14 protein-coding genes are annotated in these 22146 nt (G+C 50.9%); 8 read left to right on the top strand and 6 right to left on the bottom strand.

What is annotated here, in order from left to right:
• Positions 1-236 precede the first annotated feature (236 nt).
• From Pla144_RS00165 to Pla144_RS00155, 3 genes are all read right to left on the bottom strand, one after another.
• On the bottom strand, positions 237-1730 hold the full coding sequence (locus Pla144_RS00165) for a hypothetical protein (protein ID WP_146447314.1): 1494 nt from the start codon (positions 1728-1730) through the stop codon (positions 237-239).
• A gap of 196 nt (positions 1731-1926) precedes the next feature.
• The gene (locus tag Pla144_RS00160) at positions 1927-3114 is read right to left on the bottom strand and encodes a PEP-CTERM sorting domain-containing protein (protein ID WP_146447313.1); all 1188 of its coding nucleotides are present in this window, start codon (positions 3112-3114) and stop codon (positions 1927-1929) included.
• A gap of 374 nt (positions 3115-3488) precedes the next feature.
• Positions 3489-4547 (bottom strand): LacI family DNA-binding transcriptional regulator, encoded by a 1059-nt coding sequence (locus Pla144_RS00155; protein ID WP_146447312.1) that lies wholly within the window; start codon positions 4545-4547, stop codon positions 3489-3491.
• Between the two features lie 277 nt (positions 4548-4824).
• Between Pla144_RS00155 and Pla144_RS00150 the strand changes: the two genes are divergently transcribed.
• From Pla144_RS00150 to Pla144_RS00120, 7 genes are all read left to right on the top strand, one after another.
• Positions 4825-5895 (top strand): glycoside hydrolase family 130 protein, encoded by a 1071-nt coding sequence (locus Pla144_RS00150; RefSeq protein ID WP_231936104.1) that lies wholly within the window; start codon positions 4825-4827, stop codon positions 5893-5895.
• Positions 5896-5989: 94 nt separating this feature from the next.
• Positions 5990-7864, top strand: coding sequence for a sodium:solute symporter family protein (locus Pla144_RS00145; protein WP_146447311.1), 1875 nt, complete (start codon positions 5990-5992; stop codon positions 7862-7864).
• Positions 7865-7890: 26 nt separating this feature from the next.
• The gene (locus Pla144_RS00140) at positions 7891-9759 is read left to right on the top strand and encodes a cellulase family glycosylhydrolase (RefSeq protein WP_146447310.1); all 1869 of its coding nucleotides are present in this window, start codon (positions 7891-7893) and stop codon (positions 9757-9759) included.
• Complete coding sequence (locus tag Pla144_RS00135; protein WP_146447309.1) at positions 9743-10996, top strand: glycoside hydrolase family 113; 1254 nt, start codon at positions 9743-9745, stop codon at positions 10994-10996. The genes Pla144_RS00140 and Pla144_RS00135 overlap by 17 nt, the downstream gene beginning before the upstream one ends.
• Before the next feature lie 26 nt (positions 10997-11022).
• Positions 11023-12810 (top strand): arylsulfatase, encoded by a 1788-nt coding sequence (locus Pla144_RS00130; RefSeq protein WP_146447308.1) that lies wholly within the window; start codon positions 11023-11025, stop codon positions 12808-12810.
• 27 nt (positions 12811-12837) lie between these two features.
• A complete protein-coding gene (locus Pla144_RS00125; RefSeq protein WP_146447307.1) occupies positions 12838-13941 on the top strand; it encodes a serine hydrolase domain-containing protein in 1104 nt (367 codons plus the stop codon).
• A 75-nt stretch (positions 13942-14016) separates the two neighbouring features.
• Positions 14017-16356 (top strand): ADP-ribosylglycohydrolase family protein, encoded by a 2340-nt coding sequence (locus tag Pla144_RS00120; protein ID WP_197530267.1) that lies wholly within the window; start codon positions 14017-14019, stop codon positions 16354-16356.
• A gap of 35 nt (positions 16357-16391) precedes the next feature.
• Here Pla144_RS00120 and Pla144_RS00115 read toward each other — a convergent pair whose 3' ends face one another.
• The 3 genes from Pla144_RS00115 to solA all read right to left on the bottom strand — a co-directional run bounded on the left by Pla144_RS00115 (position 16392) and on the right by solA (position 21316).
• Positions 16392-18362, bottom strand: coding sequence for a polymorphic toxin-type HINT domain-containing protein (locus tag Pla144_RS00115; RefSeq protein ID WP_197530266.1), 1971 nt, complete (start codon positions 18360-18362; stop codon positions 16392-16394).
• A 380-nt stretch (positions 18363-18742) separates the two neighbouring features.
• The gene (gene dacB / locus Pla144_RS00110) at positions 18743-20161 is read right to left on the bottom strand and encodes a D-alanyl-D-alanine carboxypeptidase/D-alanyl-D-alanine endopeptidase (protein WP_146447304.1); all 1419 of its coding nucleotides are present in this window, start codon (positions 20159-20161) and stop codon (positions 18743-18745) included.
• A gap of 9 nt (positions 20162-20170) precedes the next feature.
• Complete coding sequence (solA, locus tag Pla144_RS00105) at positions 20171-21316, bottom strand: N-methyl-L-tryptophan oxidase (RefSeq protein ID WP_146447303.1); 1146 nt, start codon at positions 21314-21316, stop codon at positions 20171-20173.
• A gap of 162 nt (positions 21317-21478) precedes the next feature.
• Between solA and Pla144_RS00100 the strand changes: the two genes are divergently transcribed.
• Positions 21479-22063: a hypothetical protein gene (locus tag Pla144_RS00100; protein WP_146447302.1), complete on the top strand. Its 585-nt coding sequence runs from the start codon at positions 21479-21481 to the stop codon at positions 22061-22063.
• The last annotated feature ends 83 nt before the right edge of the window (positions 22064-22146 follow it).

Raw genomic sequence — 22146 nt, 5'->3', positions numbered from 1 at the left:
AAGTTCCTATCTCAATCCGTGTAATACTACGTCTACTTCTTCCCTAAGGAAACACTTTACAGCCTGGAACGCAGTGATTGATTCCTATCACTCGCCGAGTTGGATCTGGCATAGTCATTCCAAGAAGTCAAGTAAAAAGTTGCGGTCTGCCCCCGCACCTCGTTCAACAGTCACGCAATGAAAAGATCATCACAACAAACTTGAGAACAAGGAGTTGTACTCAAGTTAGTTTGATGTCATTTGCGGCGCCCGCAAGCAAAAACCATCGCGTTGGCGATCAGTGTCAATAATAGCGCTGATGGTTCCGGAACAGCCAGGCCAGCTACCAAAGGAGGTGATGTGCCATACTGTGCTTGCCAGATTGCTAAGTCTCCTGAATTAATCCCATTCGGAGATCCACCACGTTGCCAAACAAGGAAATCATGTCCGTCCACGTCACCATCGCCGTCAAAGTCGCCAGTGTCTTCAGAGACTGGGCGAATAATCCGGAAATTATCGATTTGGTAGATGCCGGCTCCGTCCGTATTGGTGGAAAGACCAATGCGCAGAAAGGTAGTTCCCACTCTCAGTCCCGCTTCGGCCAAACTTAGTCCAGAAGTATTGTCGATCATTGTGTTGAAAGGAACAGTCGTTACGCCTGTTCCGCCTATTGGGGGAGCACCCAGATTCCCCCCCTCCGCGTCGTAGAACGTCCCTTGGTCATCTGAGAAATGAACGCCAAATCGGTTATAGCCTGGCGAATTGGGGAATGGATCATCGAATCTCACATCGAACGCGGCTGAAAGACCTCCGTTGATTTTCGAGACGATGTCGTCGATCTGAGCTTGAATCACGGGATCAACTTCTAATATCAGGGGATCGGGGTTGATATCGGAGTTGAGAATAAATTGACTACCCCAGGTAAAATTTGGAGAGGTCTGGGATTGCCGATTGATCTGTAAGGAAGAGTTTCCATCGGTCGCGCCCAGCGAGGAAATTGAATGAACGTGTCCAGGCTGAAATCCCGTCGTCCAGTTTTCGAGTTGTTCATTTACGCTCGGAGTCGCAGGATTATCTGGCGTTTCCCAGGAGAAAAGGGTCACTTCCTCTAAGTCTGGCAATTGATTGAAACGGATATTGTCCACAAAGTATTTGACGCCCTGACCACCAGCACCGTTCACGTGGTCGCTGTTGGAGCCGATATTCAATTCATAGAAACTTGAGTTTGGTGCCACTGCAATTGAAGTCATGGGAATACTTACAGGGAACGTACCTGTCATTCCCGTTAGATTGGGAGTCACATTTGTGACGGAGGGAAAATTAGGCGAGTCACTATTTACCGCCACATTGATCAAGAAAAAATTTCCCGGACTGGCAACATTTGCGAAGCTGTCGGAAGTAATAGACACATCAAAGTCAAGCGTGTACTTCGAGAGATCGGCTGCCACCGTATTGAAGGCATTGTAAATGCTCGTATCGCCTGGCCCTACATCCATCCTCACGTCCCAGCCAAAAGTGGGACCTGTTTCGATTGCCATGCTCTGTGAGCCGACTGTGGCCCCCATGGTCGAAGTCGCAACACTAATAAAATCGGAAGTCGAGTAACCAGTTGCAGCCCAACCCTCCAAGCCTGTCTCAAAGGAGTAAAGTAGTTGTGCTTGGGCTGTCGTTGAACCGGATAGAACAGTTGATCCAGCGGTGACTGCCAATAACAATCTGAAAACCAACTGATTTGTCAAACGTGCATGCATGCCTAGGGCCTCCTCAATGAATATTCCTGGATTAGCTGAACAGCCAATTCAATCGCCTAAATTCGTAATAGAAAAACGTTCATGTAGTTGGGTAAGTAACGGCCCGGAACACATCCTTCTGTCCGGGCCGGGTTGCGATTCAAAAAATCGGCTTCTCCAAGCCAATCGAGTACAAAACTCCTTTTATCAGCAAGTCCTAGGCAAAACGTCGGCGTACCCCTGCGGTCGACAAAACCGTGGCGATGCCGAGGATTGCCAGTGAACTTGGTTCTGGAACCATTGTGTAGCGCACCAAATCAATATTCATTTGAATATCATTTGCATGAGCTCCAAGATTCAAACCGCTCAAGTTCACGTTTTGGCGATCCGTCACTCCCGCCAATGGGAACGTTAACTCATGGAATGCACCGTCAATCGCAAGTGACATATCACCTGCAGACTGATAAGTGAATCCAGATCCAGTCTGATAGTAAGCTTGCACATCAACTGATCCGCCACCACCGGTAACGTCCGTTGCAGATACTCGATAGGTCACATAATTGTAATTTGAAAGATCTGTAACTCTTTCATTAAATGAATTCCCGTTGTAGACCGTGCCATTTCCATACGCGATCGCCGCCCCACTGGGATCATTAGCGTCTCCGGAGCCCCCTCGATCGGTCCATTGCAGGGAACCAGTGACTACATCGTGCGACAAGCCCGTCTGATTTTGGGCTCCATCGTTGCCAATGATCGCACCAAGATCGAAATTGCCGAAGACACCTTGCAGGCCTCCGTCGGAAGAACCCACGTTGTGTGTTGCCAAATCACGAACAGAGAGTGGGGTTCCAGCGCTACGAACTTCATTGACTGTCCATACAAGGTTACCTTCTGCCGCATGGTCACGAATATTAAAACCAACGGTCCGAATATAGACCTGTTGTTCGAAAGTAAGACCAGCCAGTGGAAGTTGATACGTGCTTACACCAGGAGTGACCGCCACATCTGGGCCTAGAGAAACATAAGTAAACGATGGCGATCCCTGGATGTAGAACTGAACGTCAACGTTTCCGGCTCCATTGTGGCCTAAGTCGAACTCCAAAAAGCTCAGACCGGTCAGATCCAATCCCCCTGAAACCGTCGACGACTCTCTCACTCGGTTCGCACCATCACTGATAGCAACTGACAAGCCTGGAGTTGCTCCAATTTCGATGATTTTCAATTCTCCAGGCGTGTTATTATTCAACAACACATCTGAGCCAGTTGCTCCAAAATTCTTTTTCCAGTCTTCAATGCTTGGCGCTCCGTCCCAGGTGTAAAGCACGCTGGGCGACTGAGCCCAGGAATCCGAACAAACTGCCAGAAAAACTACAAGAGAACAGACATATACAGCGATGCGACTCATTAGAACTCTCCCTCCAAAAATAGAAAAAAGACATCGACACTCGAATGGACTCAAAAATCAAGAAAAGCTTCAGTTCAAGCAGTTTTGCCGATAAGACAGTCGTTCAACTACTTTAACTGACTTCATTCTATGCTGACTGCACAAGCAATGTCAACAATATAGGAGCACGAAAACCGATGTTTTTTTCTGAAGAACCTGACGATTTTACATTTCTGTAGTGATTCACCAAAAAGAAGCTATTTCTCTTAATCACAGGCGACAATGAGCCAGCCCTACAGCGTAAGAAGAGGCATTTTTCGGAGAACTCGTGGAAGCGGAACGCCGCAAATAGGCTCACTCCGGAAAAGTGCCCATATCAAATTCTTCGGCAAAGATTAAGCATGCTGGGTAGAAGAGCCACGTACAATGAGTTCCGCACTTACGCGAATGGTGGTAGGTGGATTATCAGCAAAATCGCCGTCCAGGCGGTCTAGAACTAGTTGGGCTGCCCGTCGGCCAATTTCTTTGGGACGCTGACGCATTGTCGTCAGAGGAGGTTGCAGGGCTGCCGCAAAATCGAGATCGGCAAAACCCACAACGGAAACGTCTTCAGGGATTCGGAGACCTAAATTGGCCGCCGCCTCGTAGACAAAGAGCGCTTCATGATCAGTGACCGTGAATACAGCTGATGGCCGGGGGTCTTGGGTGAGGATTTCTTCGGCGACTTCCACTCCATTGGAACCCCATTGATTGAGTCGCCAACTGTTGACCTTAGCTCCTTTATGTTCTCTTACTGCCTTCTCAAAAGACTCTCGTCGCCGCACGGCCCAGGCCTGCCAGGCGGTCTCTCGTGAAGAAAAACATGCGATATTCTCATGGCCGAGTGAGATCAGATGCTCGGCGACTGCTTTGGTAGAGCGCTGTTCATCGGTTTCGATGGAGTCAGCAATCTGGTCTTCGGAGAATTCATGATCAATAACTACGACGGGTACCCGCCGCTCGATAAGTTCGCGGAAATGGCTGTAATATGCCACTGCGAAAGAAGGCCAGAGGATTAGGCCATCGACTCTGCGATCTAGCAGACGGCTTATTTGCTCGAGTCCTTGCTCGTCACCCTTTTCGAAATGGGGGATTTCCTGGCAGTCGCCGACCCAGACAGTAATCGGGAGGTAGTCGGCCGCCGCCAGCACGAGATGAATACCTGCAAGCACATCCACCCAGAAGGAATCAAATGGAGGGATCATCACGCCGATCATCTTCGTTCGGCCGGTTTGCATTCCATTGACAAGCAAATTACGGCGCCAGCCGAGTTGGCGGGCCGCTTGAAGAACTCGCTCGCAGGTATCTTCGCCAAATCGATCACACTCTCCCCGCAAGATACGGGACGCAGCGCTCATGGAGACATTGGCCGCCTGAGCAACGTCCTTCAGGCGGGGTGCAGAAGAACCAGACATTGTGAGAAGCCACCCCTTACTAAACGAGATCGAGCAGGACAGCTAGTCATGATCCTATGAAAACCCCGACATGGCAACTGTGACAAAGGTATCGGGGCAGATATCTTATTTTTGGAATCCAAGCTTGGTCCAATTGCTCTGACTGGGACAACTCCTCCAAAGAACTGTTCAACTACTTGAAACAAATGGATTTAGTAGTTAGACTAGGATGAGACTTCGGCTACTAACGCGACAACGCGACATAGCAAGTAAGCCAATCGGCGAGGAATTTGTTAGTATGAAGAACGATTCAGGAATTGACTCTAGCAACGGCAACGCCATGGGTACGCTTGAAAAAAAGCCATTCAAGGTTCAATTAGGACTTTCAGGCACCGGAGCCTCGATCCCTTGGCAGCAGCGGCCTGCAGGTTGCAAGGACGTTGTCTGGCGACATTCCGAAAACCCTGTCATCGGAAGACACTATATACCTGGTGCTCAAGGGATTTATAACAGCGCAGTCGTTCCCTTTGGTGACGGATTTGCCGGCGTGTTTCGAGTCGAACTACGCTCCCGTTATCCTCATCTGCACACTGGATGGAGTGAGGATGGGCTTGTTTGGCACATCGAACCTCAACCAATCCAGTATGCCGGGGATCCTGAAGTCGTATCTTCCGACGACTATGCCTATGACCCCCGAGTGTGCAAGATCGAAGACACCTACTATGTCACTTGGTGTGGGGGGAAAAACGGACCCACCATTAGCGTGGCCACCACGAAAGATTTCCAGCAGTTTACTCAAATAGATAACGCCTTCCTGCCATTCAATCGCAATGGAGTACTCTTCCCGCGTAAGATCGACGGCAAGTTTTTCATGCTGAGTCGCCCCAGCGACGATGGTCACACTCCTTTTGGCGACATCTACGTCAGCCAAAGTCCTGACATGATCCATTGGGGCAAGCACCGCCTGGTGATGCGTCGCGGGGGAGGGGAAGTTGGCCAGTGGTGGCAGCGAACGAAAGTGGGAGCGGGTCCGATCCCGATCGAGACGGATGACGGCTGGCTCATGATCTATCACGCCGTGATGGATACCTGCAATGGCTTTGTCTACAGCATGGGTGCCGCACTGCTGGACATCGATCAACCTTGGAAAGTACTCTACCGCACCAATCAACATGTCCTCACACCTGAATCTGACTACGAAGTCACCGGCCACGTCCCGAATGTCGTGTTTCCTTGTGCTGCCTTGTGCGATGCCACGCAGGATCGACTGGCGATTTACTACGGTGCTGCAGATACTTCCTCGTGTGTTGCCTATGCCCATCTGAGTGAATTGGTTGAATTCACGAAAGCAAATTCGGCAGTATTTTAAACTAGTGGCTACTGATCCACTCTAAAAGAAATCAGCTTGACTCTTCCAGCCACGCAAACAAGCAGTTCTGCAATTCGCCCTTATCTGGTGATCGATGTTTACGCTTCACCCAATCGACATCGGAATAATCTTCTGCTATCTCGCAGTTACAATTCTGATCGGCTTTTGGATATCCAAACGCGCATCTAAGAGCATCGACAACTACTTCCTTGGTGGCAACACGATTCCCTGGTACATGCTAGGCCTGTCGAACGCCTCGGGGATGTTCGACATCAGTGGCACGATGTGGATGGTCTATTTATTGTTTGTCTACGGGCTGAAAAGCGTCTGGATCCCTTGGTTGTGGCCATCCTTCAACCAGATATTCATGATGGTGTTTCTCTCGATCTGGTTGCGACGTTCTCGAGTCATGACCGGTGCAGAATGGATGCGCTTTCGGTTTGGTGAAGGTCGGGGTGCACAACTTGCGCATTTGATTGTGGTGCTCTTCGCATTGATCAACGTGATCGGATTCTTGGCATACGGATTTATCGGAATTGGAAAGTTTGCCGCGTCCTTTCTCCCATGGCAGCTTTCAACGGATCCTGATACCAATGTCAATCTTTACGGATTGATTATCACTGCGATCACCACCATCTATGTAGTCAAAGGAGGTATGTTCAGTGTTGTTTTCACTGAAGTGCTGCAATTCTTTATTATGACGTTGGCTTGTGTGTGGGTCGGCATTATCGCGATTCGTGAGACCTCTCCCGAACTACTCGATCAAATGATTCCTGTCGGGTGGCGCGATCTGTCCTTCGGCTGGAAACTCGATCTCGATTGGACGGGAATACTCGACGCTGCCAACGACAAAATTGCCGCCGACGGGTGGGAATGGTTTTCCATTTTCTTCATGCTGATGCTCTTCAAAGGGGTCTTGCAGAGCATGGCAGGACCGGCGCCAAATTACGACATGCAACGCGTCCTATCGGCACGCACACCGCGCGAAGCCGCGATGATGAGTGGGCTTGTCAGCCTCGTGCTCTTGGTGCCCAGGTACATGCTCATCACCGGCCTCACGGTACTCGCTCTCTGCCATTTCTCCGACGAATTAGCTGCGATGGGGAGCGATGTCGATTTTGAGCTTATCTTGCCCCTGGCAATGCGCGAGTTCATCCCCGTTGGTCTTCTGGGCCTGTTGATATCCGCTCTGCTGGCGGCTTTTATGTCCACTTATGCTGCAACAGTTAACGCAGCACCAGCCTATGTCGTGAACGACATCTACAAGCGATACATTAACCCTGATGCCAGCAGTAGGACTTATGTCTGGATGAGTTATGCGATCTCGATCGCGGTAGTGATTATCGGCACGGCATTCGGGTTCTTTACTAAGTCGCTTAACGACATCGTGCAATGGATTGTCGCTGCTTTGTATGGTGGTTATACGGCAGCCAACGTGCTCAAATGGTTTTGGTGGCGGTTTAATAGCTACGGCTATTTCTGGGGCATGGCGGCAGGAATCGCCTCAGCGGCGATCGTGCCTCAATTGATGCCAAGCGTGACTCCCCTTTATAGTTTTCCCTTGATCTTGCTGGTGTCGACTCTAGGATGCATTGCTGGAAGCTTATTGACTCCCATCGATGATCTAGAGGTCTTGAAAGAGTTTTATCGAAAAGTCCGCCCGTGGGGATTTTGGAAACCAATCCACAAGTTAGTTGCACAAGAGTATCCCAATACCATTGCCAACCACTCATTTGCAAGGGATTCGTTTAATGTCGCAGTTGGGATGATATGGCAAACCGCTCTAGCTGTAGCAGGTATCTATCTGGTGCTTGAAGACTACCGATCCCTAGTAATATCAGTCTCGGTGATTCTCATCACCTCTCTGATTCTGAAGATTAATTGGTACGACAAGCTGGAAGACTATCCGCCTGACTTGGCACATAGTAACTCCGTAGACGACCTATCAGGGAATTCGTCTACTTCCTAATTCTCTCCAAGGTTTGAAACCGAATAATGAAGCGCCTTCATCAATTCTTCGTCGCTATTACAGTAGTTTCAGTTACATCCCTGGCTGCAGCTGCAGAAGAAATGCAACCCGTGCGTCATATTCTTTCCAGCAAAGGCGACCAGCTCTACGACGGAGACCAACCATTTCGTTTTATCTCCTTCAATATCCCCAACCTGCATCTGATCGAAGACAGTTTCTCGTTCTCCGATCCCAACCCATGGCGTTGGCCAAACGAATTTGAATTAGTGGATGCACTCGAATCGGTGCGGCAAATGGGTGGCACCGTGGTGCGAACCTATGTCTTAAGCGTCCATCGCGATGGGTCGGATATGGGATCGCACGTCCATGTCCGTGCCCCTGGCGATTTCAACGAAGAAGCCTTTCGTGTGCTGGATAAGGTGCTGCAAATCGCCGGGGAAAGAGGAATTCGTGTTATCATTCCCCTTGTCGACAATTGGAAGTGGTGGGGTGGCCATGCAGAATATGCCAAGTTTCGTGGCAAGCCGCCCGAGGCGTTCTGGTCTGACGAACAAGTCATCGCCGATTTCGAAGAAACCATTCGATATACTCTCTCACGAGTTAACTCCTTTACAGGGATTGCCTACAAGGACGATCCCGCCATCTTTGGCTGGGAGACTGGCAACGAGCTAGACAGTCCGCCAGAGTGGACTAGTCGAATCGCTGCCCACATTAAGAGACTCGATCCCAACCACCTCGTGATCGACGGTTACTCCCTGCACGGAGTAAGACAAGAATCCTTGGATGACCCCAACATCGATGTCATTACCACGCATCACTATCCCAATACCGACAGCGGTTTTGTCGAGCCCATTCTGAAGGCTCGTGCCATGACCAAAGGAAAGAAACCCTATTTCGTTGGCGAGTTTGGATTTGTGCCAGCGCAGGAGATTAAAGAAGTCCTCAATACCGTCATCGATGAAGGCATCGTAGGAGCTCTCTTGTGGAGCTTAAGGTTTCACAATCGGGAGGGGGGATTCTATTGGCATGATGAACCTTCCGGAGAAAACTTATTCAAAGCCTACCATTGGCCAGGATTTAATTCTGGTGAGGGCTATGAGGAAACTTCTGTTCTGGATTTGGTACGAAGGAGTGCCTACCGTATTCGTGACATGAAATTGCCGACTCCCTCGGCACCGGCTGCTCCTTCCCTCCTGCCGATCGAACACCCGAGCCGTATTTCCTGGCAAGGATCTGCGGGCGCGAAGTGTTACGACGTTGAGCGAAGCAATAACGAATCAGGTCCCTGGGAAAAGGTTGGACAAGACATCAGTGATGCTGCCTTGCAATATCGCCCTCTCTTCTCCGACTCCAGCGTCGAGAAAGGCTGTCACTATTATTATCGAGTCATTGCCAAGAATAATCGCGGAAGCTCTGATCCCTCCAATGTGATAGGCCCCGTGGTAGTGAATCACATGCTTTTGGTCGATGAGATGCAGGACGAATCGATTCTTCATTCGACCGCTGGAGCGGTAAAGCAACGCGCGGACCATCCCCGACAAGTCCAGGAAGACATCCATCGCAAGGAACTCGGCCCTGGGGGCCAGGTGGTCTATCAGAATTTGGAACCTGCTAGCGGCATCCGGGTCTTCCTGTTTTGCAATTCTTCAAGCCCCGCTTGTGAAATAGCGGTTTCCTCCGACGGACACTCGTTTGAGCAAGTTAGAACTAAACAAGTAGTCTCCGAGCGAGACGCGGGGAATTACGGCTATTTGCAGCCGGTCCTTGTAGAGGCAACTATCGATGCAAAAGACCGCAGTTATCTAAGAATCAGGAATACCTCGTCTTCGGACGCCGAGGAAAATGCATTTCAAATATCACGAGTTGAGATCGCTTACGATGACGAAAAGAACTAGTCTCTATTCCAAGCTCTTGGTTATTCCAATCATGGCAATGTTCGGCCATGTACTTCGTTCATCACTTGTAATTCTGGTGCTCAGCGGGTCGATGTTGGTCCATGCAGAAGGATTTCAAGATTCGACGTCCCTCGGTTTCGTAAAAGGCTATACCTGGGGTTGGGATGGCAGGCATGGAGACTACGCTTCTCCGCAAGCTCAAGACTCGATGACGAAAATGGCCGACCTGGGCTGCAACTGGATCTGCATTGCTTTCGGGACGAGTATGTCTGCTTATGACAACCCACAGTTTCGCTGGTCAACCAACAATCCGTATATGGTTTCTGATGAAGACATTCGCGCAGCAATTGCTCAGGCTAGAAAACTCAAGCTAAAAATCATCCTGAAACCCGTCGTAAACAGTCGAGATGGGGTCTGGAGGGCATGGATTCGCTTTTTCCGACCAGTTACGGATGAAGAAAAAACGCAAGGCATTCATGGCGAGTACGATCCTTGGGGTGACACGCCCGGAATTCGAAAAGGGATGGTAATAGATGAAAAAGCATGGAGCAAGTGGTGGGAGAATTACACGGAATTCCTGAAGCATTACGCCAAGATTGCCCAGGACGAACAGGTGGAACTCTTTTGCCTCGGCTGCGAGATGAATTCCACTGAGGATCAAGTTGAGCAATGGCGAAGTGTTATTAAAGACGTCCGGAACATCTATTGTGGCCAACTCACATATAACGCCAATCACGGTCGTGAAAAGGATTTAGTATGGTGGGACATGGTGGATGTCATCAGCATCAGCGCATACTATCCGGTTGATCCGCCTCCTGGAAAACCACTGGAAGAAGCTGTCAAACAAACAACGAGCAAGTCGGAAATTGTCGCTGCACTTAACGGCATCAAGCAAGAATTGGCTGAATTAAGTACCAAACTTCATAAGCCAATCTTGTTCATTGAAACCGGGGTGACAAGTGTGCGAGGGTGCGCTCGCTACCCTTGGTCACACGGCGATGCACATCCTGAGAGCCCAATAGACCAGCAGGAACAAGTGAACTTCTATGAAGCGATGCTGGAAGTCTTCTGGAATGAACCCTGGTTCATGGGCTATACCTGGTGGGATTGGCCCGCAAAGCTCTACCTAGATTCTGACGCAGTCGACAACCGTGGCTTCTGCGTTTACGGAAAGCCGGCAGAAAATGTTCTTCGTGAGTGGTATGCTAAACCAACTGCGGTACGAACATCTCCTTGACGACCGCCCATAGATCGAACAACTCAATGCCACTAAATGCCTTAAGAGTTACTGTCTATTTCGTTGCAAGTTGTTTCAACGTAGTGACAGCCTGGGATATTTCTTGCCGCGCTGCGGAGGGTGCTCAACCCAATGTTGTGGTAATCCTCGCCGACGACCAAGGCTGGGGAGACTTGAGTTGCCACGGTAATCCAAATCTCTCCACTCCAAATCTTGACAAGCTTGGTCAGAGCGGCGCGGTATTTGACAGGTTCTATGTTGAACCCGTTTGCTCGCCCACCCGTGCTGAATTCTTGACTGGGAGATATGCACTCCGCGATGGGGTTACTGGAGTGACAAGCGGCGCTGAACGATTGGATGTCAATGTCCCCACAATTGGCAACGCATTCAAGGAAGCAGGCTATGCGACAGCAGCCTTTGGCAAGTGGCACAACGGCACGCAGGCCCCCTATCATCCCAATAGTCGAGGTTTCGACGAGTTCTATGGCTTCTGCTCAGGACATTGGGGGCTTTATTTTAGTCCCATGCTGGAGCGCAACAATTCGCTCATTCGCGGCGATGGCTATCTGGCGAACGACATCACGAATCATGCGATTGAATTCATTGAGCACAACCGCGACAAGCCATTCTTTGCTTACGTGGCTTTCAATACCCCCCACTCACCTATGCAGGTTCCTGACCGCTGGTGGGAGAAATTCGAGGGGAAGCAACTCGCCGCTAAGGCCAGTCTACCTGAAAAAGAGAAGTTCGATCATACCCGCGCGGCCTTGGCAATGTGTGAAAACCTCGATTGGAATGTGGGACGATTGCTCACCACCTTAGAGAAACTCGAACTGACCGAAAATACAATCGTTGTATATTTCAGTGACAATGGACCTAATGGATATCGATGGAACGGCGAGATGCGCGGCATCAAAGGCTCGACCGACGAAGGGGGAGTTCGCGTGCCGCTAATGATTAGCTGGCCGGGTCAAATTCAGCCTAACTCGAAGGTAACTCACAATGTTGCGGCGATCGACCTTTCCCCGACTCTTCTCGACCTGGCAAGCATCCAAGGGAAACCTGGGCTGCCGATCGACGGCCGGAGTCTGAAGCCCTTGTTATTGGGAAAGAATGAAAACTGGCCCCCAAGAATTTTGTTCACACATTGGAATGGCCAGACGGCTTCCCGTTGGGATCACTTTCTGCTGGATAGTCAGCAACGACTCTACGATTTGTCAAAGGATCCTTCGCAGTCGCGAGACATTGCTTCAAAGAATCCAGGCATTGTTCAGCGACTCGATTCGGCCCTAGACAACTGGTTGCAAGACGTGCAGTTCGGCAAATCTCGACCGCCCAGGCCATTTGTCGTTGGGCATCCTGATTCAAATATCACACAACTCCCTGCCCGCGATGCCGAGGGTCAAGGCCAAATCAAACGTTCCAGCAAGCACCCCAATTGCTCGTATTTCACCAATTGGAAAAGCCTATCAGACAGCATTACTTGGAACGTGGAGGTCACCACACCAGGCACCTATCGCGCGGAAGTTTACTACACTTGCAGTGAACAGAATAAGGGATCACTTGTTGAACTACGACTCGGCAACTCCACCACTCAAGCACAGGTGGTAAAAGCGTTTGATCCACCTTTGATTTCCGAGCAATTCAACCGATTCCCTGCTGAGGAATCTCCAGTTAAGGACTTTGAGCCGTTGGATCTTGGCACAATTTATCTCTCGGAGTCGATAGGTGAACTGACACTCCGTGCGATAGAAATCCCTGGTGAATCGGTGATGGACGTCCGACTATTGGTGCTCACTCGAATTGAAGAGTAACTGAAAAGACTACCTGCGATATATAACATGTCAAAAACATTCTCTGATCTGTCTCGTTCTCGTCTCGGGCGGCTAGTTTGCCTCGTCTTGGTGATGCTGCTCTGTACTCGGACCGCTCGGGCAGATAACACAGTAACTGTAGAGAAAGTTGAAGTCCTGCTTCCTCCCTCCGCCGGTGCGGCTGTGATGGCAATTGACGATGGCAAAGTAGTTTTCAAGCATGCCTGGGGAAATCTTCGCTCGGATCGCACAGAATCTTGTACAGTGACGACCAATTTTCGCTTGGCATCTGTCAGCAAACAATTCACAGCGACTGCGATTCTGCTGTTGGTTGATCGAGGGGTCATCGGGCTCGATGATACTCTTGATCGCTTCTTCCCCGAGTGTCCCGAATATTGGTGTAGAATCTCCGTTCATCACTTGCTGACGCACACTTCCGGTCTTCCTGACTACGAGAAGCTGATTCCCGAAGGTACAACGTTGCAGCTGACGGATCTCAATGTGCTTGAATTGCTGCGGGCAACGATAGAGCCTCTCTTTGAGCCGGGAGCAAAATTCGCCTACTCTAATTCCGGTTACGCTTTATTGGGTTTGATTGTTGAAGCCGCAGCCGATCGTCCCTTCCAAGATTTCATACAATCCGAGATCTTCGAGCCCACTGGCATGAACCGATCGTTGCTGTATGTGGCAGGAATGAACCGCGTCCCCGAGAGGGCGTATGGCCACGAATTGGATGCCGAAAACCATTGGATTGTTGGCGATCAAAGTTTGACAAGCGCTGTGCGCGGTGATGGCGGAGTTTATTCATCTTTGGACGACCTCCAAAACTGGATAGCAACCTTGGATCAAGAAGCATTGCTCAGCGATTCGTCCTATACGAAGATGTTTAGCCCGCACGTGAGGACAGATCGTGGCCAGCAAGATTATGGCTACGGTTGGTTTCTCGATACCTACCGTGGTGAGCGCCGCGTGATGCATGCCGGTGGCACACGTGGTTTTACCTTAATGCTGCAACGTTTCCCAGACCGCCACGCGGCAGTGGTCATTCTGCTTAACAGGTCGGCACTAGAACCGCCGGCCGACTACGTTGAACGAATCGTCGATTGTCTGCTATTTCAAAGTGATGAATAGATTTCGATTGTCGTAGTTCAAGAAGAGCAAGAGTTCTTCTTGCCTGACACGATGGGAAGGCAGGGCATAACTATAATGGAACGGTTGCTAAACGTACTTGTAGTACTATCATCCCTTGTCGCAACGGTACAAATTGGCAATGCAGATGACGGCAGCAACAAGTTTACGATGGTCCAAATATCGGCTGAGACTCTCCAAGATAAGATTCGCGGAGGCTTACTCGCTCAGATTCTCGGCAACTTGAATGGGCTTCCCCACGAGTTCAAATACATCGATGAGCCTGGAAAAGTTGAAAACTATGTACCTGCGCTTCCAGAGGGTGCGCGTACAGACGACGATACGGATTTGGAATGGGTCATTGTTTCGGAGATAGCGCGAAGTGGCCAGGTGCAACTGACTCCGGCGAGAGTTATTGAACTGTGGAAGAAGCACATCAATCGAGGAATCTGGTGCGCAAACCGCTACGCGCGCGATTTGATGGAGCTCGGATTTGACCCTCCCCTAACCGGCATGTGGTGGCTCAATCCTTGGTCGGAATTCAATATTGCTGGACAGTTTGGTTGTGAATCGTTTGGACTCATGGCGCCGGCCATGCCACAGTCGGCGGCCCGGATCGGTCTTCACTATACGCACGTAACGATCGACGGCGAACCAGCCCAGGCAACTCAACTCTTTACTTCGATGATCGCTACGGCATTTGTCACCAGTGACTTGGGCCAGATACTGGATGCTGGGGTCGCAAGCGTCGATCCCCAATCGCAGATTGCCAAGATCGTCGGTGAAGTGCGTCGCCTTCATGCAGAGCATTCGGAGGACTGGCGCCCAGCCCGCAAGGCCATCAAAGAGCACTGGCAGGTTCATGATGGCAGTTTTCGCGACCAGAACGGTTATGAGTTGAATACCGCTGCCACGATTGCCGCCCTCCTCTACGGTGAGGGGGATCTCGTCCGCACGATGCAACTCGCTTTCAACTTCGGATGGGACTGCGACAACAACGCCGCCACCTCTGCGACGATTCTCGGCGTGATCAAAGGCCGCAAATGGATGGATGCGCAAGGCTGGGATATAAAAGACGTTTATAGGAATACGACTCGTGATGACATGCCCGCGGATGAAACGATCTCTGGATTCGAAGACAAACTTATCGATTGCGCCAGGCTGTGTATCCTGCAGAATGGTGGAACGGAATTCTCGCAAGACGGGCAAACTTTTTATCGGATACGCGCCCACCCACCGGCAAATGTCGAAGGACTGACCTCGGCCATGGCTGAGCGGGAAGTGCTGCACGAGCAATTTGCACAGCGGCTGCCAAGCGACCTGCTGAAGTCAGGACCAGCAGCAGCCAGGGCGGCCTATCTGGCAATCTGCCTTGGCGAAGCCAATTCGCTAGAAATGTCCGACCAACTCGCGTGGAAAAATGCGCTCAGCGAATTGAAAGGATTCCCTGCCGTGGTGCGTAATCTGTTCGCGGCGCCGCTTCCCGCAGCTACGCGGATTCAACAGAACGCCAAGGAGGTTGGGCTCGAAGCGCCAGCCGTGCCAAAAATCGACGAACAAAGTTGGTGGCAAATCGCCGGCAATCCCGACCTGGGCGAATTGACAAGTGACGAACAAGAGCCGGTTGACTTTGGTATCTGGCAGGCAGCCGACGGCACATGGCAACTATGGTCGTGCATTCGCAACACGAAGGAGGCAGGAGTGACGCGTCTATTCCATCGCTGGGAGGGCCAGAATTTCACTGATCGCAACTGGAAGTCGATGGGCATCGCGATGCGTGGTAACCCCCAATATGGCGAAAAGCGAGGTGGCTTGCAAGCACCCTTTGTGCTAAGAAAAGACGGCAAGTATTTGATGTTCTATGGCGATTGGGTCAACATCTGCCTCGCTGAAAGTGATGACGGAAAAACTTTCCATCGTATGTCCCTTGGAGGAAAGGGCCCTCAATTGTTCGGAGAGGGCGAGGGAAAAAATGCCCGTGATGCTATGCTACTGAATATTGATGAAATGTGGCACTGTTATTACTCTGCCATGCCCAATGAAAAAGGTGCCATGTTTGTTCGCCAGTCGCGAGACTTGCGAGACTGGACTGATTCGCCGCCGATCAAGATTCTCTCCGGTGGATCTCCCGGACCGATGTGGTACCATGCCGAGTGCCCCCATGTCGTTCAGTATGGCGGCTATTTCTACCTATTTCGCACTTCGAATTACAAAGGTAATCCCATCACGACCGTCTATCGGTCGGCAGATCCCACAGATTTCGGCATCGAAGACGATTCAAAGATCGTCGCGTCGCTTCCCGTCGCAGCCCCTGAAATTGTTTTTCGCGACGGTAAGTATTGGATCGCTGCTCTCACCCCGCAACTTGATGGGATTCAGGTGACTCGATTGCGATTTGTCCCCGAGCTACAGCCGTAAATTCACTGCTCAATCTCATGTCTAAGGCTGCTTCCTCAATTCCGAAGCGAAGACGGTTTAACGACCGATATTTGCTCAACTCCTGGCAGGTAAGCTATATTCGGCAATGGGCAATTCTTGTCGTGGACAAGTAATTTTTGGTTACCCACAAAATAAGTATGGAATTGACCAACGACCAAATTGAATGCTTCACTTTCATTTGCCTTTTCCACGGAGAGCAATTCGGGCCATCCCTGCTGAGCGACGAGGCGATCTCCCGGCTTGAGGAACTTTGACATTTGCCAACCCTTGTCGACGACCCAAAAGCGGTGGCCACGCGTCGTGGAAATTGTCTCATGATCGATAACGAGGTTCAGAATAGGACTTGGTGGGCCGACACTAGTTTCCAATACGGGACGATAGTCCAGCTTTCCAGTAAACGGATCTTGACTTAGTACCAGGTCGCCAACCTGGACCGTTTCAATTCTGACCGGACCTGACTGAGTCCAAACAGGAGTTCCTGCTACAAAACAGGAATGGGTTGTCGGTGGTCTGGGAGGTGGAGTGCCGACACTCCCAGAATAGTTCTGGGCATAGTTTTGGTACGAGTACCGAGAGTAATCCTGCTCTTCGTACGTCTGGTAGTCGGTCAGCTTCTCAGGAGTGTTGAGTTCATTGTAGATATTCCAATCTTTCCACCACGCGGAGGGATGACTTCCAAGATCTTCGCCGGTGACGATTCTGAGAACTTTTAGAATATTAGCATTTCGCTGCTCGCGTAGCGAGTTCTCCAAATCGATTCGCTCCCTGCTGCCGGAGGCCTGCGCCATAGCATTGTTGAAATCCCGATTTCGCTCGGACCAAGTCTTTGATACTGAAGCGGTTTGTCTCGATACCTTAGGGCGATCCGTCCAGTCTCGCATGCCTCTGTAGTCGGTAACGGTAGACGTTTTATTGATTGTCAAAGTATGTTGATTCAAGAATTTGCTAGTTTTAAAATGGCTGTTTCTTACGAGTGGATGCGATTCTGCGATATCTTCGTAGACAGTATACTGACCATTGGGAGCTACTCTGACTGAGATGGCGGCTTCCAGTGGAGAAGATAACGCTCCCATCAAAGTCGGCATGTAACTCGACTTTTCGCGAGGAATAAGAGCTTCGGCAGCTTGGTTAGACGCCTCTGGATCGGGCCATTCCACGGCGATCTGGAGAAGAGCCCAAGTAGCCTCATGTTGTTCCATCTGGGTAAGTGCTTGGACCACAGCCAGACGCAAATCACTGAGCAATCGTCCGCCTTGCTCATCACCCAACTTCGACAAAACTGCTTTATCTGTCTTCATGTCTAGGAAGAAGATTTCTATCAAGGCAGGGATGGCAGCGACGTCGTTAATCTCTGAGACCTTCTTGACGGTGTCTTCGATGTCGTCGGAATTGGCACGGATCGCTTTTGCAATCCAACTTTGATATCGCTTAGTCAAAACCTTGAAGTCATCTTCGGCATTCTCTGCGTGAAGTTTGTGTTCTTTAATCTGACCAGGGCTCATGTACTGGCCTTGATAGATCCGCAAATCGAGTCTTCCCAGAGCTTCTCGATTGTCCGGATCAGAAGCAAGAACATTCAGCCAATGCCATTTCTCTTCATAGCTAAGACCCTCTGTCCGACACCAACGTGCCAAGGAGGCATGCTCACGAGGACTGTTTCCAGTTTCCAATTTGCGAGCTTGATACTCATCCCAACGTGGATCAGAAGAGACCATTTGGCCGACCGCATTAATAGGCATCCATTGGCCGTCGTAGTGCACCTGTCCGCTATACCATCTGGCTAGTTGATAATCTGGATCAGTACGTAGCACTTCGGCTAGAAGTTGCTCGCACTCGGTGGCCTCGCCTCGGGCTGCTGCAGCTAGCGCCTGACGGAACAGGGTATCGGCAGAACTGGAGCCAACTTGAGTAGCTGGCGATTGAGAAGAACTTAGAACGACCGCAAACAACGCGATCACAAAAGAGACTGACGATAACAGCTTCATGTTCCTGCTCCGTTTCCTCCCCGAGTGCATAGGCAATATAGAAAACGAATCTGCTGCTAATTGTAACGATTTGGAGTGTGGGATGCCAGGTGCCAAAGCACCTGATTCGACGTTTGGAACCAGAAATATCGAGAACATGCCAAGAGTGCATAATTGCTTGCTGTCAATCAACTTGGGACTTGGAAACCCATAAAAATCCAACCAGCTCTGAGTGAAGAGTAATAAGATTCGCTCCGCAACTCCGGCGAGGAAACGTCTTTAAGGGATTCGTTTGCCATACCCAGCTAGTAGTTGGATTGCTTCAACGGGGAGCACTCACTTCCAGGGTGCGATTGTTCGGCTCACGTTCTTGTCTCGTTGAATAGTTCGCTTCACCCTCTCTAAGGTTCACCGTCTTTGGCCAGCACCTGCCAGACTTTCTGGCGTAGCTCGAACACTGGGCTAGCCGAACCTGTATAGCCATTTGCTAAGAGCGAGAACGCCAGCATCTTCCCGCTCGTAGTCTTGAGATAGCCGGAGATTGTCGAGACACTAGCCATCCCCCCGGGCTTCGCGGCTACGAGTGGTTGTTTCCTGCCTGCGAGCTCCACGTCATAGGCAGGGAGTGCCGAGTAAAAGGTATCGGCGTGTGGGTGATGATGCATGAACTCGAGGAGGCGAACTGAGGAGTCTGCAGAGATGAGATTGTAGCGGGACAACCCCGAGCCATCGACTAGTTTGAATGAATCCTGTTCCAAGCCGGCTTTTTCGATGAGCCACTCGGTAATCGACGCGGCCCCGTCGGACCAGTGAGGTTTCTTTTTTCCGTTGGCGATGGCGATTTCATGGAGCAATACCTCCCCTACGGCGTTTTCACTCTTGTTATTGAAGTGCTTGAGGGTATCTGCCAGCGTAGGACCGGCGTGCTCCAATTCACCAGGACTGGCATTACCTGAAGATCTCTTAGCTTGATTTGGCGGAGAAAACTCAACACCACGTTCCATGAGCATCGCAGCAAACACACCGCTTACCCACTTGCCCGGATCGTGCATGGTGAGCCGAACCGTTTGTGGCTCGTCGAGCGTCCCCTTTTCAGCAACCAGAATTGGATGGGTAAACGGTCGACGCGTTGCTATCGTTTCTCCGCCGAAGCTCTTGCGCGGCCTCAACTGGACTGCCGGGTAATTGGAGGGCAAGGCCAGGGCTGCCGCAATTCCTTCTCTTGACGAAGTAAGCTGCAACTCGAGCACATTGAAGTCAACCATCAAAGGGGTGACGGACATGTTGTAGTAGTCAGGGTCGTCATCCCACATCCAGCCGGGACCCTTCAGTGGAGAAGCGTAGCGTGAATTGTCGATCACCACTTTCCCATGAATCTTGGTAATGCCGAGTTCTTCAACCACTCGCTTGGACAATTTTGCCATGTCCTCGCTTGAAAGCATCGCATCGCCACCCCCCACGAGAACCAGGTCACCCTCGAGTACACCTCCCTGCAGCACTCCCTCAGTTTTTACCTTAGTCAGGAACTGGTGACTTGGTCCAAATAAATCCAGCGCACACGCCGAAGTATAAATCTTTAGATTAGAAGCTGGAGTCAGCAGACGATCTCCCCCACGATCATAGAGCACCTCACCATTTTCGAGATCAATTACTTTGAGGGTCACCGTGGTCTGGCGCGAGGTAGAGTGATTGTCCAGCACGGCATCAAGCTGCTTCTTCAGGTCCGATTCTATCGGACGCCCTGCGTTTGAAGTGCCGGTTAACACTACGCCAACAAGCAAGCAGAGTATCACCCGAGAATAAAAATGAACAGTCGTCATCGTGAGTCCTTAAAATAGTGGAGATCCTGGGGCTGAGGAAAACCTCCCCACCGACAAGAATTCGATCGGCAAGTCGGTTCCTCCATCGAGTGCCAGATCAGTTAGGGCCTGGCCGAGGACTGGAGTGAATTTGAAACCGTGGCCGGACATGCCCGCGGCGAAGACGATGTGCTTGTCCTGGGGGTGGCGATCGACCACAAAGTGGTCGTCAGGCGACATCGTGTAGAAGCACGTCTGGTGGTCGAGTTGCTTGCCGGTGATGCCGGGGAGATACTGCCTGGAGAAACTCTCGATGCGCTCCGCATCCTCGGGATCCACTTGTCGATCGACGGTAAGCGGATCGTCGACTCTCTGTCCGCCGGAGTGCTCGGCCAGCTTGATGCCAGATGTGTCCAATTTCGGAAATCCGTAAAACACACCGTGGGGGAGTTCGTACAAGAAGCACGGATAACCTGCTTGAGCGGAGAAATCTTTCTTGTTGGCAAACCAAAAGACGCTTTTGCGGCGGACCTCAAGGTGCAGATCGAGTTCGCCCAAGAGAGTGTTTGCCCAGGGACCTGCTGCGATGGCCAAACGGTCGGTGGTGATCATGCCAGTTGCGGTGTGGATCCGGATGGGTTTACCAGAATCCCATCGCAATATTTCGCAGGGTGCCTGAACCTCGGCACCCGCCTGTTGGGCAGCGGCGAGCTGACTGCGAACGCATTCTTCGACCAAGAGATAGCCGGCCTTGGCTTCGAAAACGCCAACCATGTTCTCAGGAACTGCGAAAGCTGGCCACCGTTCTCGCAAGGTTTGAGAAGTGAATTCGTCAATATTCAGGTTGTGTTCGTGGGCAGCGCGGAGAACTCCAGGGACAACGTTGCCCGTTTCGGGGCCAATCTGCACAATGCCAATTTCGTGATAAAGCTGCTTACCGACGAGTTGTTCGAGCTGTTGCCATTTGCGGTAGCATTCGATTAAGAGCGGCACATAATGTGGGTGTTCAAAGTAGGCCTGGCGAATAATTCGAGTATGCCCGTGCGAGCTGCCGTAAGTGTGCGGGGTAGTGAAGCGGTCAATGCCTAGAACACGCAATCCTCGCTGGGAAAAATGTAGCAGGGCGGCACTGCCGACACCTCCTAACCCCAGGACCACTGCGTCATAATCCGCCATTTGCAACTCCTGCAACCGTCACAATCTGAACCGAAAACGCGCCTCGAAAGAATTGAAAGGAGTCCATCAACCTCCTACCTAAAAATCCGAAAGTACTTTTTCAAAGGCACGAATAGTGTAAACCGAAATTGCCGTTTCCCGTAAGTGCTGAAAGTACAATTCATGGTCGCTACGACTACCCCTGAACCCCAGACAACCAATATCACCTGCGAAAGCTGTGATGTCGAGCTTCCGCTCTTGACGACGAGTCAGCTGGATCAGGCATCTCTATGGGTTTGTGCAAATTGTGGAGCGAACCAAATAGCTTTCCCCGATGTCGATTTACTTCCAGAATTCGGTTCACTGGTGCGCATCCACGAGGAGCAATTCGATACGAGTGACGCTCCGGGAATTCCCGCCCACATTCGAGTCCATCTGGCGTCGATCGCCAATCGTGCGGTGCCCCAAGACGTTGTTAATCGACGTCGCTCTGCCAGAGTCGTCAACCCGATGATGATCTCGGTTATCGAACTCGACACAAGTTTTGTGATTGCTGGCAAAGGGCTTAGTGTCATTATGACGGATGTCTCTAGCGAAGGAGCGGGCCTTGCAATGACAGATGGTACGACAGCTCCCTATCTCGCATTGCATATACCTTCCAGCAGTGCAAAACCCATTCAGATCATCGCCCGCGTGGTTAGGCAGCAGGCATTGATTCCTCCCTATGTTGCCGTAGGCTGTGAATTCATGTTTCGCCTCGGTTCTTGATTGCCGAGAATGTTGAATCGTCTTCCGTCCAACTTCTATATGCCCGCTTTCACTGAATGGATCCGCACGGTTTCTTGTGAAGC

The sequence above is a fragment of the Bythopirellula polymerisocia genome, assembly GCF_007860015.1.
GTDB lineage: Bacteria > Planctomycetota > Planctomycetia > Pirellulales > Lacipirellulaceae > Bythopirellula > Bythopirellula polymerisocia.
Note: the sequence above shows the minus strand (reverse complement) of the source record. Positions and strands in the feature narration are given on the sequence as shown.

What these genes read in the sequence shown, in the direction of transcription:
- Pla144_RS00135 (WP_146447309.1), top strand. Translation starts at nt 9,743, where the DNA reads ATGACGAAAAGAACTAGTCTCTATTCCAAGCTCTTGGTTATTCCAATC.
- solA (WP_146447303.1), bottom strand. Translation starts at nt 21,316, where the DNA reads ATGGCGGATTATGACGCAGTGGTCCTGGGGTTAGGAGGTGTCGGCAGT.
- Pla144_RS00115 (WP_197530266.1), bottom strand. Translation starts at nt 18,362, where the DNA reads ATGAAGCTGTTATCGTCAGTCTCTTTTGTGATCGCGTTGTTTGCGGTC.
- dacB (WP_146447304.1), bottom strand. Translation starts at nt 20,161, where the DNA reads ATGACGACTGTTCATTTTTATTCTCGGGTGATACTCTGCTTGCTTGTT.
- Pla144_RS00165 (WP_146447314.1), bottom strand. Translation starts at nt 1,730, where the DNA reads ATGCATGCACGTTTGACAAATCAGTTGGTTTTCAGATTGTTATTGGCA.
- Pla144_RS00100 (WP_146447302.1), top strand. Translation starts at nt 21,479, where the DNA reads ATGGTCGCTACGACTACCCCTGAACCCCAGACAACCAATATCACCTGC.
- Pla144_RS00155 (WP_146447312.1), bottom strand. Translation starts at nt 4,547, where the DNA reads ATGTCTGGTTCTTCTGCACCCCGCCTGAAGGACGTTGCTCAGGCGGCC.
- Pla144_RS00120 (WP_197530267.1), top strand. Translation starts at nt 14,017, where the DNA reads ATGGAACGGTTGCTAAACGTACTTGTAGTACTATCATCCCTTGTCGCA.
- Pla144_RS00150 (WP_231936104.1), top strand. Translation starts at nt 4,825, where the DNA reads ATGAAGAACGATTCAGGAATTGACTCTAGCAACGGCAACGCCATGGGT.
- Pla144_RS00145 (WP_146447311.1), top strand. Translation starts at nt 5,990, where the DNA reads ATGTTTACGCTTCACCCAATCGACATCGGAATAATCTTCTGCTATCTC.
- Pla144_RS00160 (WP_146447313.1), bottom strand. Translation starts at nt 3,114, where the DNA reads ATGAGTCGCATCGCTGTATATGTCTGTTCTCTTGTAGTTTTTCTGGCA.
- Pla144_RS00130 (WP_146447308.1), top strand. Translation starts at nt 11,023, where the DNA reads ATGCCACTAAATGCCTTAAGAGTTACTGTCTATTTCGTTGCAAGTTGT.
- Pla144_RS00140 (WP_146447310.1), top strand. Translation starts at nt 7,891, where the DNA reads ATGAAGCGCCTTCATCAATTCTTCGTCGCTATTACAGTAGTTTCAGTT.
- Pla144_RS00125 (WP_146447307.1), top strand. Translation starts at nt 12,838, where the DNA reads ATGTCAAAAACATTCTCTGATCTGTCTCGTTCTCGTCTCGGGCGGCTA.